Source organism: Alteromonas ulvae (assembly GCF_048987005.1).
In the GTDB taxonomy this organism is placed as follows: Bacteria; Pseudomonadota; Gammaproteobacteria; order Enterobacterales; family Alteromonadaceae; genus Alteromonas.
Genome location: NZ_CP185261.1, coordinates 3,249,689 through 3,268,099, shown reverse-complemented (window position 1 = coordinate 3,268,099; position 18,411 = coordinate 3,249,689). Strand labels below are relative to the sequence as shown.

Genomic DNA, 18,411 nt, shown 5'->3' with positions numbered 1-18,411 from the left:
AAGGCGAACCGTTTGGTTCGCCTTTTTCTTCAAAAAAGTAACCAAAGTTGCAAATTAATGTTAGCGTATAAAGTAAGGACGGCAATTTTTGACTGATCACTATCATGGAAGACAAAGCGGAATCGAAGTATTTTTGGCTAATTGAACTGCTTGCGTATTGGCAAGGAAAAGTAAATAGTAAAGATCTTATTGATGCATTTCTTATAAGTGCTACACAGGCCAAGAAATATTTATCAGCTTACAATTCCCTTTATCCCTCACAGCTAATCTACAACCGTAGTGTGAAAGCGCATCAAACACAGACTGAATTCAACGCCCAATTTATATCTACTGATGTTGCCGAGTATTTAGATTGGCTAAACGGCTATCGCGCTAAAACGAGTAACTCAAATCAATCTTCAATATCGACTGAATTGAAGCTCCCTTCAAGGCGGGTAAGCCCACAGGTAATGCGAGGGCTCATAGGTGCAATTAAACAACGGAGGCGCGTTGACGTTGAATACTTGTCACTGAACACGTCTTCGTTTGAAGATCGAGTAATTCAGCCTCATTCTCTCGTTAAAACTGGTTTGCGTTGGCACTTGAGAGGGTATTGTGAGTATCGCTCTGAATTTCGTGATTTTGTATTAAGCCGTTTTCGCGGCACTCCGTTGTTAATGGATCAGGCCACATTTTTTGAAAAAGATGATCCAGGTTGGAATACAGAAATCGTTTTGCGAATACAACCCGATCCAAGGTTCTCAAAAGCGCAAAGCGCTGTTATTGAGCAAGACTATCAAATGAAGAACGGTGAATTACTGATCAAGACAAAGCCCGCATTAGCCCAATACTTGATTCAAGAAATGCGCGTAAGAACCGAGTTTCTAGCGAAAACACCTCAACAGCAGCAGCTTGTACTGGTAAACGAAAGCGACGTAAAAGAATGGCTATTCGGTAACTAGCCGATGTAAGCGCATTCAATCGGTAAACTTAATTTACTGGTTTTATTTACCTTATTGTAGATGAGGTAGAAATATGGAAATGTACTTAAACAGTATTTTCCGAATATGAAGGAATAGCATGGATAAGGAACTACCTCCCTATTTTAAATATTGGGGTAAAGCTAAAAAAGACAGTGAGCAGTCGGGCGCCGATTATCACCTCTTGCCTTACCATTGTTTGGATGTGGCGGCGGTGGCAGATAAATGGCTAGCGCTTTCGCCGGTTCTATTAAAACGTTTTGCATTGTATTTAAACACTAAACCTGACTTGGCACGTCGTATAGTTTTATTCTTTGTTCTACTTCACGATTTAGGTAAATTCGATGGTCGTTTTCAACACTTCAGAGAGGATATTCGACAAAAACTTCAAGGTGATGGATGGTGGATAGAAGAAGATCTTTCTTACTATTCTCATGGCTCTAGTGGTTTTAAACAATTCTTAGCGGAATTTGGCTTTAGTGAGGCGATGAAAGCCGTTGCAGGACATCACGGGTACTGCGATACGGCTTTTAATTACGAAGAACCGACAGCAGATGATGAGTTAATTGCGCTTGATAAGCAGGCAAGATCAGAATGGGTAGCATATTGCTTGGTTTTTTGTGATTTGGAAAGCATACCTGATGTTGGAGATATTCCGCTCCTAGCTGGGTTTTGCAGTGTCGCGGATTGGCTTGGTTCTTCATTAACGAATTTCATAACTTCTCCGACTAATGATTTACAAGCATATTACGAACAAGTTCTTCCGCGAGCAGAGAAGGTTCTGCGAGATAGTGGCTTGATTACTTCAATAATAGGAGCGGGTTTTAACTTTTTATTTCCCGACTATTCACCAAGAGGCATTCAATGCCTACTTGATGAATTACCATTGTCACCCGGTTTAACCTTGGTTGAGGCAGATACGGGAGCAGGTAAAACTGAGTTTGCACTGTCTTATGCATCTATGCTTGTTGAAGCTGGCTTAGCTGATGGAGTTGTTTTTGGCTTACCAACCCAAGCTACTGCAAACGGGCTTTTCGCACGAATACAGCATGCTGCCGATTTACTATTTCCTGATACAAAGACAACACTTACACATGGCAAGTCACATTATATTGTTACAGACGAGAGTGGTTTTTTACATCAATCAAAGAAACGTGCATTTCTAGGCACAACGTCGGTAGCTACTATCGATCAGATCCTCATGGGAGTACTGGGTATAAAACACCAATTTGTGCGCTCGTTTGGTACTAGAAAGTCAGTACTTATTCTCGATGAAATTCACAGTTTTGATGCCTATATGATGGCACTGATCGAGCAAGTGTTAAAAGGTCAGCATGAAGCCTTTTCAAGTGTGATATTACTATCAGCAACACTGCCACGCCACATCAGGAATAAATTACTTAGTACATATGGTGGGTACTCTGATTCGGATGATTATCCACTGATTACGCATGCTGATCTAAATGGCGCTACTAATTCAATTGCTTTACCTACAAAGCAACAACAGCAGCTAGTTCGAAAAATTGTACATACTCAACAATGGTTGGCGCCAGATTGTTTTCCGGATGATGTGCAGGTTGGAACACTTTGTGACTGGGTGATACAGGGTGCAGTAGTTGCCGTTATTTTTAACACAGTGGCCGATGCACAGCGTTTGTTTCAAAAGATAAAAAATCAACTGCCTGAACTAGAAGTAGATCTATTTCATGCTCGTTTTACCTATGGCGACAGGCAACGAGTAGAGGAGATGGTGTTAACAAAGTATGGAAAAAATGCCAAACGTGAAGGGCGCTTGCTGATTGCTACCCAAGTAATTGAGCAATCGTTAGATTTGGATTTTGATGTAATTGTCAGTCAACTAGCGCCAATAGAGTATTTAATGCAGCGTATGGGGCGTTTGTGGCGGCACGAACGGAAAAATACAGATTTACATTCACGAATAAGCACCATAGAAGAACCGCTATTTATTACTTTGATTCCCCAAGAAAGCATTCAATTGGATGAGAGTATTAGTAAGGTGAAAACACACTATTCTGGTAGCGGTTTTGTTTATCAGAATATTCGTTGGCTATACCGAACAGAAGAATATTTTAAACTAAATGACAAGCTCATTTTTCCTGACTGTTATCGTGAAGCCATTGAGTACGTTCACTCCCCTGTGACTTACGAAAACGAACCTGAAGCAATTACAGAAATTGCAGATGCCTTTGAATTAAAAGGTGAGGGAAGCCATTACACGGCTAGGCAAATCAGTGCAATGCAATCAAAACCATTAAACGATGTTGATCCCCGCTGCGCGCTATTAACCCGAGAGGGAGAAATGAGCGTTTCGGTTGTACTAGTTGATGAGTCAGGAGCGTTGCTGCATGGGGGGAGCTTCGATGAGCAAGCCGACCGAGAGCGTAGCCTTATTTCGTTGCCGCCCAAACACGCAAAAGGCACAAAACATCCCGATTACTTCTGCTTAAAAGCGGTTGTTGGTAAAGACATACAGTATACAAACATGGGCTTCATTCGCGCAGATTTAGTCGAAGAATTCAATACAGGAGGTGAATAATGTATTTGTCAAAAGTCGTGGTTAGTACCCACGACACTTACGAGCAGCATCAGGCAGTGTGGAAGTTATTTCCCAATACACCTGACAGAAAAAGGGACCATCTTTTTCGAGTAGAGGAACAAACACATAAAGGGTGTGAATTACTGTTGCAGTCTGCAACGAAGCCAACGTCTTGCGAGCAAGCACAAGTATTAGTGACCAAAGAATTTGCACCTAAGATAGTGTTAGATAGTAGCTATAAATTTAAGTTGCTGGCTTACCCAACGAAGTGCCTCAGCAAGAGTAAAAAGGTTATTGAGATAAAAGAACCCGCCGAACAAGTTCAATGGCTTCAGCGTAAACTTGCTGGCGCTAACGTTCAGGTAACTGCTATGGATACGTTGCTTGTTAGAAGTAAAAAGTCTTTCAACAGCCGCTTCGTTTTGTTTGAAGGGGTTTTGCATGTATTGAATGTCGCTTCTATTGAACAAGCACTTGTAATGGGTATTGGGCGTAAAAAACACGCGGGAGCAGGACTGCTATCCCTAGCCCGGGTAATGTAAAGGAGCGAATATGTACAAATCAATACTTAGAGCTTTGAGCGTAATTTCGAAGGCTGACAAAGCGGAACTTAAGCGCTGTAGCTTAAAAACACTGGCGAACAGTCCTGCTTATTTCAGAGTGCTAGCTTATTCAAAAGCTGCTGATTCAAAGCAAACGCAGCGAATCTTGTTTTTGTTTCTACACACCAAATTGAGCGACAGTGATACTGGCAGAACAGTGGCTGAAGCTTTGTTAGCTGCTGGGGTCAAAGAAAGCCAGATTATTCAGCTAATCCGAAGCGGAAACAATGGTGTGGATTATTTAAAGCGCCAATTAGTGCGCTGTAGCAACGTTAACCCCGAGAGTCTTGGGCAACTAGCACAATACTGGGGAGATAATGCAAGGCGCCAATTACTCAAATCCTTCATATTAGCTAATTCAGCAAAACTTGAAACCGAAAAAGATTAATTTAAAAAGGACTTATTTATGACTACTTTTATCAACATTCACACCCTTATTTCTCATCCTTCTTCAATGATGAATCGCGACGATTCCGGCTTACAAAAAACAGCCGTTTTTGGTGGTACGGTAAGAAGCCGAATATCCAGTCAGTGCTTGAAGCGTGCAATTCGACAAAGTGACATTTACACAAATGCCGTAGAAGAAAAATCGATACGTACAAATAAGTTTGATGAACTTCTGTCTCTATGTATTGAAAGTATGCCAGAAGTAGAACCCAAGCTTATAGAAGATGTTTTGCTTAATATGGGGTCAAAAGTAACAAAAGATAAAAAAACTGACGAGCGCTATTTTGATGCAGTTCAACCTTACGCAATTGGTGCCATTCGTGAAGCAATTAATATGGTTGCGGCAGGAACTGAGTTAAAGGAATTAAAGAAAACGGCACATATTCCAACGTTTGATGTTGCACTTTCTGGGCGGATGGATGCAAGTTGCCCCGAACGTAACGTAGAGGCGGCGATGAGTGTTGCGCACAGTCTTACAACACATAGTGCTGATATCGAAGTCGATTGGTTTACCGCTTGTGATGACTTGGCAGAGCAAGGCTCAGGTCATATTGGCACGACAGAATTTAGCTCTGGTGTCTTTTATCGATATGCGAGTATCAACTTAGACTTACTTGCTAAAAATGTAAAATCTACAGCAGAAGATGTCATGGCCGTGGTGCAGACCATAGTACGTTGTTTTGCTCAAGTTACGCCTTCCGCTAAACAAAAAGTCTTTGCTGCATATAATCAAGCAGACTTTGTATTAGTAACACGAGATGAACAGCCGTTGTCTTTAGCAAATGCTTTCCGAAAGCCCATCGAAAATACCGGTGATGTGATGGAAAATTCAGTTGCAGCGTTAGTGAGTCATTACGAAAAACTTAAAGATGCTTACGACATGCAGTCTAACGCGATTGGCATGGATTTAACGGGCAGTGCAGATAGCAAAACGATTAGCTGGGTAAATAAAATTCGTGATATTCAATTCTAAGGAGCAGGTTATGAATACCGCCACCTTAATATTGAAAACAGAAGGTATGTCAGCTTATGGCTTACAAACATTCGACGTACATCGTCGTGTAAGCCATTTTCCCACACGATCAGCGATTATAGGGTTGTTGGGTGCTGCAAAAGGGATTTCACGTTCACAGCATAAGGCGCTTTTTGAATTGTCCGAGCAATTACATATTGCTGTGCAAGTGAACAAAAGCGGCGAGAAAATGGTTGACTATCATACCGTTCAAAATTTTCGAAGTCCGGTAGGAAAAATTCAACCTGGGACTAAACCAACGTATCGTGAATACTGGTGTGACTCAGAATATACCTTTGCTTTCAGTGCTGAGCAAAGCGTTATTTTGGATTTACAAAAAGCAGTAAAATCACCATCTTTTACGTTATTCCAAGGGAGGAAGTGTTGTCCTCTCACTCGCCCATTGTTTGAGACAGTTATTGAAGAAAGTAACCCTGCGAATGCGTTAAAAGTACTTCAACATGGAGGTCAGATCTTCAGTGATGTTTCGGGAGATAATCAGGTAGCAATGCTCCAAGTGAGAGACCAAACAACCGTAAATCCTCGAAAGTTTGCCATGCGAACGGTGTTTGTTTGTGCTGCACCCAACAGCAAAATAGAAAAGGAAGTCGCCATATGAATCTGCTAAAAGATGATTTTATTTCTACCAATCAAGGCAAAATATCGCTGCGTACTTTGTTGACTTCAGATAATGATTATCAGCTTCAATACTATTTTGATGAAATTCAGTTGGCCATGCTGCAACTCTTAAGTTCGCTTGTGACAGCTGTTTTAAAGCCAAGTACTAATGATTTAAGACGTTATCTGGCAGAAGGACTTACTGCAGAAGAATATGATGAAAAATTGGCAAACACAAACACAGAGTGGTTTGGCGCTGAGACATTTATGCAGGCAGCACCAAAAAAGGACATAAAATGGTTTTCTGCTGATGTGCATAAAATGGTATCAGGTATCGAGAGTAGCTCTACTAAAGACGCATCTGGACTTTTTTCTTCAATTGATGACTTGAAGAAAGTATGCCCTGATTGCATGCCAGCTTGTAATTATAATTACCAAATGAATATACATGCAAAAGCAATGGGTGTTGGTGGGGCTACAGGAATCAGAGGCGGTGGAACAATAAGTGTTTTGCTCTTCAATTCGAAGTTAAGTAAAACATTACTTATGAATTGTTATTGTCATGATTATTTTAGGAAAATATGCCCATTAAAAGATGAAGTTGATGAACCTATGTGGGTAAAGTCAATTGAAGAAAGGCTTGCGGTTGATGCAAAGGGGTCGCAAGTAGAGGTTTATCAAGCTAATGCTATAGGATTGATAAGGGGGCTATTTGCTCTCTCATACTTTGTACAATTTGATATCGAAGACGGGCAGGAAACTTGTGATATATGTGGCAGCATTACTGATAGGTTTATAAAGCAATTTAGACATAAAAAATTCGAAGGAAAGTATGGTTCAACTTCAGTTGGTAGAGAACTTGGTGCTGGATGGTGGATGAATCCATACACACCATTTCAAATTATAGAAAATGGGATTACAGGGGTTAGAGCAAGAGATCAGCATTGGCAATCTTGGGAAGACTTTTTGTCGCTAGTTATTAAAAAAGAAACTAATGATGGTCATGTACCAGCTCCTATTCTCACCCAATTTACAAACGAAGTTTTAAGTGCTGAGCCAGTACATTGCATTGTAGGTGGTAATATTTTAAAAAGAAATCAAGAAGCTACTGTTGTCGGAAGAGTATACGACTTGTACCCGCTTCCTTCGTCTTTAAGCAAAAATTTAGCTAAAGTAAATGATGTAGTCAAAAGTGGTTTGGAAATTAAGGATAGGCTGAAGCGGGCACTGAACAAATTATTTGGCGCTGAAAAGTATAAGAAAAGTAAACAGACCGAGGAGTACATAAAAAGAATAAGAGATACTGGAGTACAGCAGTTCTGCATAAATGCACAGAACATTATTCAAAGCGTCTTGGTTGATGTTGATAAACGAGATGCACATCATTTAAGGCATTCAGCCCAAAAACGTCTTAACCAAGAAGCCAAAAAAATCTATTCCGACGTTCAGCGTAAATATCAACACGATTTGCCATTATTCAAGGCACTGATTAAAGGTGAGTACATTCTCAATAAAGAATAACACCGCTACAAGGAGTGTCGATGAAACCCAAACTGCAAGTTCTTGAACAAACAATCGGAACCATGACCCAGGAAGGCGTGGAGTATATTTGTATTACAGATATTGCCCGGTTCAAAAATAAAGACCGAACAGGTGTGATAATCGGTAATTGGTTGCGGAACAGAAATACCATCGAGTTTTTAGGTATTTGGGAGCAACTCAATAACTCTCTTTTTAAAGTCATCGAATTCGATGACTTTAAAAAAGAAGCAGGGTTGAATAGTTTTACACTTACCCCCAAACAATGGATAGAGAAAACCAATGCGATTGGACTCATTTCAAAGGCCGGTCGCTATGGAGGTACCTACGCACAAAAAGATATTGCTTTTGAGTTTGCCAGTTGGATTTCTGTTGAGTTTAAACTCTATTTGATTAAAGAGTTCCAACGTTTAAAAGAACAAGAGTTCGAACAACTTGGCTGGGATATTCGACGTAATCTCGCAAAAGTGAATTACCTGATCCATACCGATGCGGTAAAAGAGCACCTCATTCCGGAAACGCTAAATAACCAACAAATAGCCTGTGTATACGCCACCGAAGCAGATCTGCTAAATGTTGCACTTTTTGGTGTTACGGCTAAGCAATGGCGCGATAAAAACCCTCAGCTCAGCGGCAATATGCGCGATCACGCCAACATTCATCAACTTGTTTGTTTAGCTAATATGGAATCCATGAATGCCCATTTTATTCAGCAGGGCATTAAGCAATCAGAGAGGATTGTAAAACTGAACCAATTAGCCATTCAGCAAATGCAGGTCCTGATTGAAGCAAATATTTCCAAAAATCCGTTGTTAAAGGAGTAAATATGGCATTTATTCCACTTAAACCTATTCCTATTAAAGATCGCAATTCTATGATTTTTGTTGGGATGGGGCGAATCGACGTCAAAGATGGTGCGTTTGTGGTAATCGATGAGGTCAATGGCGAGCGCATGCATATTCCCGTGGGTTCGGTTGTTTGCATTATGCTTGAGCCTGGTACTCGGGTATCTCATGCAGCGATAAAACTGGCGGCGCAGGTTGGTACATTGTTAATTTGGGTCGGTGAAGCTGGCGTGAGGTTGTATGCCGCAGGTCAACCTGGTGGAGCTCGGTCAGACAAATTGTTGTATCAAGCCAAACTGGCGCTGGATGAGAATTTGCGATTGAAAGTGGTTCGTAAAATGTTTGAACTACGATTTGGAGAGCCGGCCCCAGAAAGACGAAGTGTAGATCAACTGCGTGGTATTGAGGGAGCACGGGTGCGTAAAACCTATGAACTGCTTGCGAAGCAGTATGGTATTGAATGGCGAGGCCGAAAGTACGACCCCAAAGATTGGGATAAAGGCGATGTCGTTAATCAATGCATTAGCGCTGCCACGTCTTGTTTATATGGTGTAACCGAAGCAGCAATATTAGCGGCAGGGTACGCCCCAGCGATTGGGTTTATTCATTCAGGTAAGCCTTTGTCATTCGTTTATGACATGGCCGATATAGTAAAATTCGAATCCGTAGTACCAGAAGCATTCAAAATAGCCTCAAAACGGCCCCGTAGTCCTGATAGAGAAGTACGCGTTGCATGCCGCAATATTTTTCGGGAAACTAAGCTATTAAACCGCCTGATTCCTTTAATTGAAGACGTCTTGAGTGCTGGAGAGATAACTCCTCCAGAGCCCCCTAGGGATAGTCAACCACCGGCTATACCAGAGCCTAGGAATATCGGAAATGAAGGGCACAGAACGGGATAAGTATTATGACAATGTTAACTGTGGTGACAGAAGCTGTACCCCCTAGATTGAGAGGACGGCTTGCTGTTTGGTTATTAGAAGTTAGAGCTGGTGTATACGTTGGGAATGTTTCAAGGCGGGTTCGCGAAATGATTTGGTTTCAGATAACCGAGTTGGCTGATGAAGGAAATGCAGTAATGGCATGGGCAACCAATAATGAGTCTGGCTTTGAGTTTCAGACTTTTGGTGAAAATAGACGAGAACCTATTGATGTTGATGGACTAAGATTGGTCCGATTTTTACCTATTGATTCTGACCAAAATTCATAATTCTGTTCTTTAAAAAGTTGGTAGAATTTTAACCTTTATTTTTTCTTTTATAGATCAACTGTCTATAATTAGAGTGTTCCCCGTGCCCACGGGGATGAACCGTCAACATTAACAGGTACGCCACCACCACCAACGTGTTCCCCGTGCCCACGGGGATGAACCGCAACTGACGCTATCACTGGCTTAGGTACTGACGTGTTCCCCGTGCCCACGGGGATGAACCGGTTGCTTTCCACCGCGCCATATTTGAGTTTTAGTGTTCCCCGTGCCCACGGGGATGAACCGAAGAATTCCTAATTCCGAAAGGTGACGCTCGGGTGTTCCCCGTGCCCACGGGGATGAACCGCTAGATATTTAAAAAAAATATACTACCTATTAGTGTTCCCCGTGCCCACGGGGATGAACCGAATTTAGATACTGGTGGTCTAGTGAGGTAAGAGTGTTCCCCGTGCCCACGGGGATGAACCGCTAGAAAAACTGACTTGCCTGAACCTGTTGGGGTGTTCCCCGTGCCCACGGGGATGAACCGCAGTTAGTGACCCGTTTTTATTAACTACAACAGTGTTCCCCGTGCCCACGGGGATGAACCGCTTTGGCGCAATCTCAAAGTTAATGCCCATGTGTGTTCCCCGTGCCCACGGGGATGAACCGTTATCTCTGAGGCTCGCCTAGATGATAGCAGCGTGTTCCCCGTGCCCACGGGGATGAACCGTATCCCTGTTTCCCTTCTGCAGTGGATTCGATGTGTTCCCCGTGCCCACGGGGATGAACCGACTATCGAACGGGATAGGGATCCTTGCTACTTGTGTTCCCCGTGCCCACGGGGATGAACCGACCTATCGAATATGCGCAAATCAAAGGGGTACGTGTTCCCCGTGCCCACGGGGATGAACCGCAGTGGATAAAGAAACCTCGCAAATCTAAACAGTGTTCCCCGTGCCCACGGGGATGAACCGCGTTGCTCGGACAATGTCTCTCTGGAGAAGTCGTGTTCCCCGTGCCCACGGGGATGAACCGGTTAACACTATGGCACACCCAATCAGAGAACTGTGTTCCCCGTGCCCACGGGGATGAACCGCGGGAATACCCGTCAACGCCTAAAGAAGCATTCGTGTTCCCCGTGCCCACGGGGATGAACCGCCTAATTAATAACATGGCAATGGCAAGTGGCCGTGTTCCCCGTGCCCACGGGGATGAACCGATGCACAGCGTAGTCATTCAGAGACGCAAGCCGTGTTCCCCGTGCCCACGGGGATGAACCGAAATGCAACAGAGGCTAATGCAACAACAGCAAGTGTTCCCCGTGCCCACGGGGATGAACCGAATCCGAACCGCTTCGCGGAGGTTTTGCAGAGGTGTTCCCCGTGCCCACGGGGATGAACCGACAGCCTTTAATTAACAAACTTCTTCATATCCGTGTTCCCCGTGCCCACGGGGATGAACCGTTAATGAATTACGTAAACAATATAATGCTACGGTGTTCCCCGTGCCCACGGGGATGAACCGCCGTAGGCTTGCAGTGAGGAGTACACGACGAAGTGTTCCCCGTGCCCACGGGGATGAACCGTTGCGGTTCGCTCACTGGTATATTGACCAAAAGTGTTCCCCGTGCCCACGGGGATGAACCGACGATCCCGTTAATCCTTATTCTGGAGGTAATGTGTTCCCCGTGCCCACGGGGATGAACCGAAAATTTTTACATCGACAAATACGGCGCAATCGTGTTCCCCGTGCCCACGGGGATGAACCGCTTTGATACATGAGAGTGTCGTGCGGTTAATAGTGTTCCCCGTGCCCACGGGGATGAACCGCTGGTGTTATGTGCGTAATGGTAGAGAAAGAGGTGTTCCCCGTGCCCACGGGGATGAACCGGCCGAAAAGAACTCGCTCACCATTTGGCATTTGTGTTCCCCGTGCCCACGGGGATGAACCGAATTGAATCTGGGCTTTCAACTTATGAAAAAGGTGTTCCCCGTGCCCACGGGGATGAACCGTAATTCGGGTACCAGACAAACCAACCGTTGACGTGTTCCCCGTGCCCACGGGGATGAACCGGGGGGAGCATTGAATAAATGCCGCAATCATTAGTGTTCCCCGTGCCCACGGGGATGAACCGGCGTCTGCAACGGAACAAAAGCAGCACACACCGTGTTCCCCGTGCCCACGGGGATGAACCGCAATCTCGTCAGCGTATGAATGAGATAAAAGCCGTGTTCCCCGTGCCCACGGGGATGAACCGCAGTTCAATAAAGAACTTGCTGCAGTAGGTAAGTGTTCCCCGTGCCCACGGGGATGAACCGTTGGTATGAGGTAAAGGCCATTGCCAATGGCAGTGTTCCCCGTGCCCACGGGGATGAACCGAAAAAACCCGGTCATTCCGCCAAGAATCAAACGTGTTCCCCGTGCCCACGGGGATGAACCGGTTTACGGAGTGACTACAGAAACAGCGAAAGCGTGTTCCCCGTGCCCACGGGGATGAACCGCGCCACTCGTTTAGCCTGGCATATTAAATATAGTGTTCCCCGTGCCCACGGGGATGAACCGAACCAGACCACGTAGAAGAACAGATTTTTTGTGTGTTCCCCGTGCCCACGGGGATGAACCGTTGCTAAATGTTGAGTTTGTAGACTATCGCTAGTGTTCCCCGTGCCCACGGGGATGAACCGCCATCACTGAGGGCAAGAAAAAGCGCATAGAAGTGTTCCCCGTGCCCACGGGGATGAACCGTCTACGTGCTGTAGGAATACCTACCGTTAAAGGTGTTCCCCGTGCCCACGGGGATGAACCGAAAAAACCCGGTCATTCCGCCAAGAATCAAACGTGTTCCCCGTGCCCACGGGGATGAACCGAAACATCACGAAACCAAAACAAATCCCGAAGAGTGTTCCCCGTGCCCACGGGGATGAACCGACGATAAGCAGGCCCAAGATGAAGTGCAAAACGTGTTCCCCGTGCCCACGGGGATGAACCGTCACTATCCCGAACTTCGTATTCAAATTCGTAGTGTTCCCCGTGCCCACGGGGATGAACCGTGCCCTTCCAATCTAGCCCCAGCACGCTAGAGGTGTTCCCCGTGCCCACGGGGATGAACCGTTATGCACCTCACCGCTAACGAAACGCTACGGGTGTTCCCCGTGCCCACGGGGATGAACCGGTTGTGGAAACATCAATGACGTTTTTGTCTGTGTGTTCCCCGTGCCCACGGGGATGAACCGGACGATACATTGATAAAAAACAAGTTATTAAAGTGTTCCCCGTGCCCACGGGGATGAACCGTTCTGACCGAATGAAGTGTAAGAACTGTACGAGTGTTCCCCGTGCCCACGGGGATGAACCGGAACTTGAATCCCACAACGTTAAACTCGAATCGTGTTCCCCGTGCCCACGGGGATGAACCGGTATCACCGTTCAAGATGCCGTGCTTATCAATGTGTTCCCCGTGCCCACGGGGATGAACCGTTACTAGCTCTTTTTCTGGCGCATCTGCTAGTGTGTTCCCCGTGCCCACGGGGATGAACCGTTGAGACTGCGGCGTTTCCCACTCCGCAACTTGTGTTCCCCGTGCCCACGGGGATGAACCGTCGATGTTAAGGGTTTGGTAACGGATAAGTGCGTGTTCCCCGTGCCCACGGGGATGAACCGTTAACTAGGCCAAAAGAAGTTAAAAAGCGCCAGTGTTCCCCGTGCCCACGGGGATGAACCGCCATTATCGGTTTCTATGTAATCAATTAGACCGTGTTCCCCGTGCCCACGGGGATGAACCTTTTGGTGGTTTGCGCTCTGGCATCAATAATTCGTGTTCCCCGTGCCCACGGGGATGAACCGTTTGTTGAATGTAACCCATCTGCTACTAACGGGTGTTCCCCGTGCCCACGGGGATGAACCGTGATGACATTATTGAACGGGTCATTATTTCCTGTGTTCCCCGTGCCCACGGGGATGAACCGGTTACTTTGGCGATGTGGCGATTTGGGTTTATGTGTTCCCCGTGCCCACGGGGATGAACCGTTGCTCCACATTAGAAAAGCCGGTTGGGATGTGTGTTCCCCGTGCCCACGGGGATGAACCGTTGAATGGGAGAATATAAACAACCCTCCACAAGTGTTCCCCGTGCCTACGGGGATGAACCGCACTTCTTTGAGTGCGTTGCAGTACCCTTGCGCGTGTTCCCCGTGCCCACGGGGATGAACCGTTCTACATTTTTTCTAATTGCGTCAGCTTGATGTGTTCCCCGTGCCCACGGGGATGAATCGGCAAGAAAAAGCGCATAGAAAAAGTTGAAGTAGTGTTCCCCGTGCCCACGGGGATGAACCGAAGATTGAATCGAAACGACTCAAGGCAAAGAAGTGTTCCCCGTGCCCACGGGGATGAACCGGGCTTGACCTAATCTTTGCCGCGCGCAAAAAAGTGTTCCCCGTGCCCACGGGGATGAACCGTACTATTCTAGAACTCCTGACTTAATTCATGGGTGTTCCCCGTGCCCACGGGGATGAACCGATTAACGAAGAAACCACCACTGAAACCCCAATGTGTTCCCCGTGCTCACGGGGATGAACCGCTATATCACAATACAAGAACACCAGTTCTTCTGTGTTCCCCGTGCTCACGGGGATGAACCGTGCTCGCAGATTCACTTGGTTGGCTACCAAGCGTGTTCCCCGTGCTCACGGGGATGAACCGCTTATCTTTCTACAACCCAAAATATGAAAACGGTGTTCCCCGTGCTCACGGGGATGAACCGAACGCCTTTTTTTCTCTTCTTCCATTTCCTCGGTGTTCCCCGTGCTCACGGGGATGAACCGAATTTTCGTCGTCAAAACATCCAAAGTACTGTGTGTTCCCCGTGCTCACGGGGATGAACCGCTAGATTACACTTACGGCGGCGCGGTTGTTCCGTGTTCCCCGTGCTCACGGGGATGAACCGGCTAACTTTAATGTGACAGACGGCATACGCGCGTGTTCCCCGTGCTCACGGGGATGAACCGTTTAGGGAATGATTTTTATTTCAATGATGCGCGTGTTCCCCGTGCTCACGGGGATGAACCGCAGTTTTGCTGCTGCTCTAATCCCCATTTCTGCGTGTTCCCCGTGCTCACGGGGATGAACCGGCGGAACGGTAAAGAGTGAGTCAGATATGGATGTGTTCCCCGTGCTCACGGGGATGAACCGCTTAGAACGGAATTAAAGAGGCCGTAAATGTTGTGTTCCCCGTGCTCACGGGGATGAACCGGGCGAAAAGCACGAACTCACGGTTACAATGGAGTGTTCCCCGTGCTCACGGGGATGAACCGAAATACGCCATTACGCAATCACACCATAGCAAGTGTTCCCCGTGCTCACGGGGATGAACCGCGCTAGAGTTTGCTAAAACGTTTCTTGAGGTAGTGTTCCCCGTGCTCACGGGGATGAACCGGTTAAATAAATGGCTTCTTTTATAACTGACGCGTGTTCCCCGTGCTCACGGGGATGAACCGGCCAATAACGCCAGCCTTGAAATAAATGCGTTGTGTTCCCCGTGCTCACGGGGATGAACCGGTATTGCAGCAGCTAACGAGGTGTACTACCCAGTGTTCCCCGTGCCCACGGTGATGAACCGCTGGTTGGGATGTATTTTTTATCATTCAGCATGTGTTCCCCGTGTTAAGCATGCCTGTCTTGTTTAGTTTTCTGATGATATCCTCATCTTGTGTTGCAGTCGCACAGTGACAGAGAATGTCAAAGCGCAAGCCACACATATCTTAGAAGGAAAACTAAAGCTAAGCGTAAACACGGAGAAAACACACAGTGATGATGGTGTGAAGTTCCTCAGCGTTGAAATTGGGACGAAACATACCCGCATACAGCCTAAGAAACTCACCGCGTTTAAGGCAAAGCTAAAGCAGATGACGAAACGCAATGGCGGGATGCCGCTTCAGTCGGTCATTAACCCACTGAATCCACTACTCAGAGGGTTCAGCCACTACTTCAAGATAGCCAATGCGAGCAGGGCATTTAGGCAACTCGCAAGCAGGCTAAGACGGCGCTCGCTCTCTGCTAACCTTCGCCTCAGTGCCAACAGTAGAGCAAACCGCTCCGCGGTAGGGAGGCCGCCGAACGTGTGCCTCGCTTATATTTTAATACTCATAAACAAAAACGCGATAATAAGGTGTCATATCCCTGCTTATTATATGTTGATATTCATCAGTGACTTCATTTACGCTTGGACTTTTCTCATCGAAGTTATCTGTGACACTTCGGCGATACGTCAAAATACCTTGTTTCTGCACCGCACCTTTTAAATGCTGTAAAAAATTTATTTCTGCGCTCGATTTCAAATAATCCGGCACATTTGAAAATGAAAGAAAGTCGTATTTACTGGATGAGGTTTCACAATAATCTAGTACGTCTTTATGCACGTATCTAACCTTGCACTGCAAAGCACCTTTTTTGTAATGTTCAAATAGTCTTTTATCAACCTCAGCAGTCGGTGCTAGGTGACTAAAGTACTTCCCAGTAAAAAGAATACTATAATAAAAACTGTTTTTAATTAAAAAAGTAGCAAAAACACGCTTCAGCGTTCGGTTAAACTCAAAAATTAAGCTCATCATCCCTTTGAAGCTTATGTGCGTTCTTTGAAATTTAAGTCTGTTCTTTGCACTCAAGACCAGTAAAGAAATAAACAATAATAATCTTATTATGTTTAGCTTTGACTTTAAATCAAGATATAGTAGTTGTTGCTGATCCAGCGTTTCACAATCATTAAGTTGTTGGCCGAGATTAGGCAAAATTGTCTTAAAAATTTTAGATGTTTTTGCAAGATCTATTTCCCACTTACCTAAAAACAATAAACTTCCCCAGTCAATGCTTTCAAAGTAGCGCGTCATGAATTGTTTTGCAGGTTCTGAAAATTTAACTTTTTCAAACGTTAGTTTCCTCAGATCAGGTTTTGCGTTTAAATAGCCTAACAAGATACGATACTCATCGTAATTTAGCTGACGTAGAGATTCTATTCTCAGTTCTGTCAGATACAATTGATTTTGTAACATGTCAATGCAGGTCATGTGTTTCGGCATTTTAGCGAATAGAGGAATTACGCGCGCGCCGCTACCAGCAATCACTAAAACATTATTTTGTTGTTCTCGGAGAATTCCTAATTCAGTTAAGCTATCTTCATTAGCAAAGGTATAGGTAAACGTGGTTGGCATTTTTAAGTCCACTCAATAAATTACGGAAGAGCAATCCCGCAAGTTTTACTCATCACTTCCACCGTCAGTTTTTATTACCAGAATAAAAATTGAAAAAACTAAAAGAAGCACCCCCTTCACAGGTGTTGATAAAGGTAAAAAAACACTTATTCCTGCGAAAGTCGCCAACGCGGTAATCAAGTAAAATGGCTTATTCATGGTGTAAAAACGTTAGCCCCCCGCTGCGAAGGCTGCAAACGTACCGCCAATCGTACCGAGCATTCCACCGATAAGCCCCCCAATTAACGCACCAGGCGGTCCTCCAATAGAGCCAACAGCAGCACCAATGCCTGCACCTGTGCCAAACCCTCCTATTCCACCATAGGCGGCACTGACTGAATTACTATTTCCCCCACATACGCTAACTACTTCTTTCTTTGTCAATTCTTTCATATTCAATTCCTTTTAAGCTGTATTAGAAAGTAAAGATGCCGTCACTTTTTGTAACTCAGGCAAGCTGTATTACTTGATGTATTTGAACTTGGGCTTACATTGTCCAAAATTCAAAGCAGTAAACGTCACTGCTTTTTTAAACACGTTAGTAAGCCTGTAGCCTATCCCCCCGCGGCAAACGCGCCATAAGCTCCGCCTAGCACAACGCCAACGACCAATCCTATGCCACCCCCAAAACGCCCCCAGCGGGCACCTGTAGAGGCGCCATTCATAATACCGGCTAATGTACCGGCCGACATGCCAAACGAGGCGCCAGCTAGGCCCCCAGCAGTACCATTCACTACAACTGAGTCATTGCCGCCAAATACGTTCTCAATCTCTTCGTTACCTAACTTTTGTAGTGATAATTCTTCTCTATGACTGTTTTTCACTGGTGTATTCCCGCCATGTTTTAGTAAGTTGTATCAACTTTTGACACAATATTATCCTAGCAAGGCGAAACGTTGTTGTAACCTGACCAGAGGTAAGGTTTTAAGGGGTAAGAAATGGTGTGGGTTTTGCTAAACAAGACAGTTTTGCTAAACAAGACAGGCATGCTAAGAAATTTTAATTTTTTTGGGGCTATAAACTTAACATTCAACTTGCCGCACTCATACAACGGTGGATTGGAACCAACTGAGTCGGAAAAGAGATATTAGAATTACTATGAACCAGTGGCCAAAAACAGTTGACCGCTAGAACCAGATTTCCTGGTTTGATGGTTACTAACTTTACAAAACATATATTATCAATCTGGCTGAAAAGTGTTTAAATACCATCATTGAATTACCTTAATAAGTAATACTTCGTGTTTAATTTACGCTGTTTGAAACTTTTAGCAACGCGTGTAAATAACTGATATGGATTAATAAAGTAACGGCGTTGCCGATATCTTGCTATTGTTCCTTCCTCAGTAAAAGCGCAGTTGATATTACTTTTAAACTTATAGCGCGTTTTGTCATAGACA

General features: G+C 45.1%; 13 protein-coding genes, 1 pseudogene and 1 CRISPR repeat array. Of the genes and pseudogenes, 11 read left to right on the top strand and 3 right to left on the bottom strand.

Annotated elements, in window-relative coordinates; all coding sequences use genetic code 11:
* Positions 1 to 104 precede the first annotated feature (104 nt).
* From ACOJR9_RS14255 to ACOJR9_RS14205, 11 genes and pseudogenes are all read left to right on the top strand, one after another.
* Complete coding sequence (locus tag ACOJR9_RS14255; RefSeq protein ID WP_420933595.1) at positions 105 to 941, top strand: WYL domain-containing protein; 837 nt, start codon at positions 105 to 107, stop codon at positions 939 to 941.
* Positions 942 to 1,059: 118 nt separating this feature from the next.
* Positions 1,060 to 3,516, top strand: a complete 2,457-nt coding sequence (gene cas3 / locus ACOJR9_RS14250; RefSeq protein WP_420933594.1) for a CRISPR-associated helicase/endonuclease Cas3 — start codon at positions 1,060 to 1,062, stop codon at positions 3,514 to 3,516.
* Entirely contained in the window at positions 3,516 to 4,058 is a 543-nt protein-coding gene (cas6e, locus tag ACOJR9_RS14245; protein ID WP_420933593.1) for a type I-E CRISPR-associated protein Cas6/Cse3/CasE, read from the top strand. The genes cas3 and cas6e overlap by 1 nt, the downstream gene beginning before the upstream one ends.
* A gap of 10 nt (positions 4,059 to 4,068) precedes the next feature.
* A complete protein-coding gene (locus ACOJR9_RS14240; protein ID WP_420933592.1) occupies positions 4,069 to 4,506 on the top strand; it encodes a type I-E CRISPR-associated protein Cse2/CasB in 438 nt (145 codons plus the stop codon).
* A gap of 18 nt (positions 4,507 to 4,524) precedes the next feature.
* The gene (cas7e, locus tag ACOJR9_RS14235; protein WP_420933591.1) at positions 4,525 to 5,538 is read left to right on the top strand and encodes a type I-E CRISPR-associated protein Cas7/Cse4/CasC; all 1,014 of its coding nucleotides are present in this window, start codon (positions 4,525 to 4,527) and stop codon (positions 5,536 to 5,538) included.
* A 10-nt stretch (positions 5,539 to 5,548) separates the two neighbouring features.
* Positions 5,549 to 6,196, top strand: a complete 648-nt coding sequence (gene cas5e / locus ACOJR9_RS14230) for a type I-E CRISPR-associated protein Cas5/CasD (RefSeq protein WP_420933590.1) — start codon at positions 5,549 to 5,551, stop codon at positions 6,194 to 6,196.
* Complete coding sequence (locus ACOJR9_RS14225; protein WP_420933589.1) at positions 6,193 to 7,716, top strand: type I-E CRISPR-associated protein Cse1/CasA; 1,524 nt, start codon at positions 6,193 to 6,195, stop codon at positions 7,714 to 7,716. Before cas5e ends, ACOJR9_RS14225 begins: the two co-directional genes overlap by 4 nt.
* A gap of 20 nt (positions 7,717 to 7,736) precedes the next feature.
* Positions 7,737 to 8,558 (top strand): KilA-N domain-containing protein, encoded by an 822-nt coding sequence (locus ACOJR9_RS14220; RefSeq protein ID WP_420933588.1) that lies wholly within the window; start codon positions 7,737 to 7,739, stop codon positions 8,556 to 8,558.
* Positions 8,559 to 8,560: 2 nt separating this feature from the next.
* Positions 8,561 to 9,481: a type I-E CRISPR-associated endonuclease Cas1e gene (gene cas1e / locus ACOJR9_RS14215; RefSeq protein WP_420933587.1), complete on the top strand. Its 921-nt coding sequence runs from the start codon at positions 8,561 to 8,563 to the stop codon at positions 9,479 to 9,481.
* A 5-nt stretch (positions 9,482 to 9,486) separates the two neighbouring features.
* Positions 9,487 to 9,789, top strand: coding sequence for a type I-E CRISPR-associated endoribonuclease Cas2e (gene cas2e / locus ACOJR9_RS14210; RefSeq protein ID WP_071980303.1), 303 nt, complete (start codon positions 9,487 to 9,489; stop codon positions 9,787 to 9,789).
* 73 nt (positions 9,790 to 9,862) lie between these two features.
* A CRISPR array of direct repeats spans positions 9,863 to 15,385; the repeat unit is 29 nt; unit sequence GTGTTCCCCGTGCCCACGGGGATGAACCG.
* Positions 15,386 to 15,671: 286 nt separating this feature from the next.
* Positions 15,672 to 15,755 (top strand): annotated as a pseudogene (locus ACOJR9_RS14205) (group II intron maturase-specific domain-containing protein); the annotation flags it as partial.
* 147 nt (positions 15,756 to 15,902) lie between these two features.
* Here ACOJR9_RS14205 and ACOJR9_RS14200 read toward each other — a convergent pair.
* The 3 genes from ACOJR9_RS14200 to ACOJR9_RS14190 form a co-directional block, all read right to left on the bottom strand.
* The gene (locus ACOJR9_RS14200; RefSeq protein ID WP_420933586.1) at positions 15,903 to 16,973 is read right to left on the bottom strand and encodes a DUF3419 family protein; all 1,071 of its coding nucleotides are present in this window, start codon (positions 16,971 to 16,973) and stop codon (positions 15,903 to 15,905) included.
* A 210-nt stretch (positions 16,974 to 17,183) separates the two neighbouring features.
* Positions 17,184 to 17,405, bottom strand: coding sequence for a hypothetical protein (locus ACOJR9_RS14195; protein WP_420933585.1), 222 nt, complete (start codon positions 17,403 to 17,405; stop codon positions 17,184 to 17,186).
* A 161-nt stretch (positions 17,406 to 17,566) separates the two neighbouring features.
* Complete coding sequence (locus ACOJR9_RS14190) at positions 17,567 to 17,836, bottom strand: hypothetical protein (protein WP_420933584.1); 270 nt, start codon at positions 17,834 to 17,836, stop codon at positions 17,567 to 17,569.
* Positions 17,837 to 18,411 lie beyond the last annotated feature (575 nt).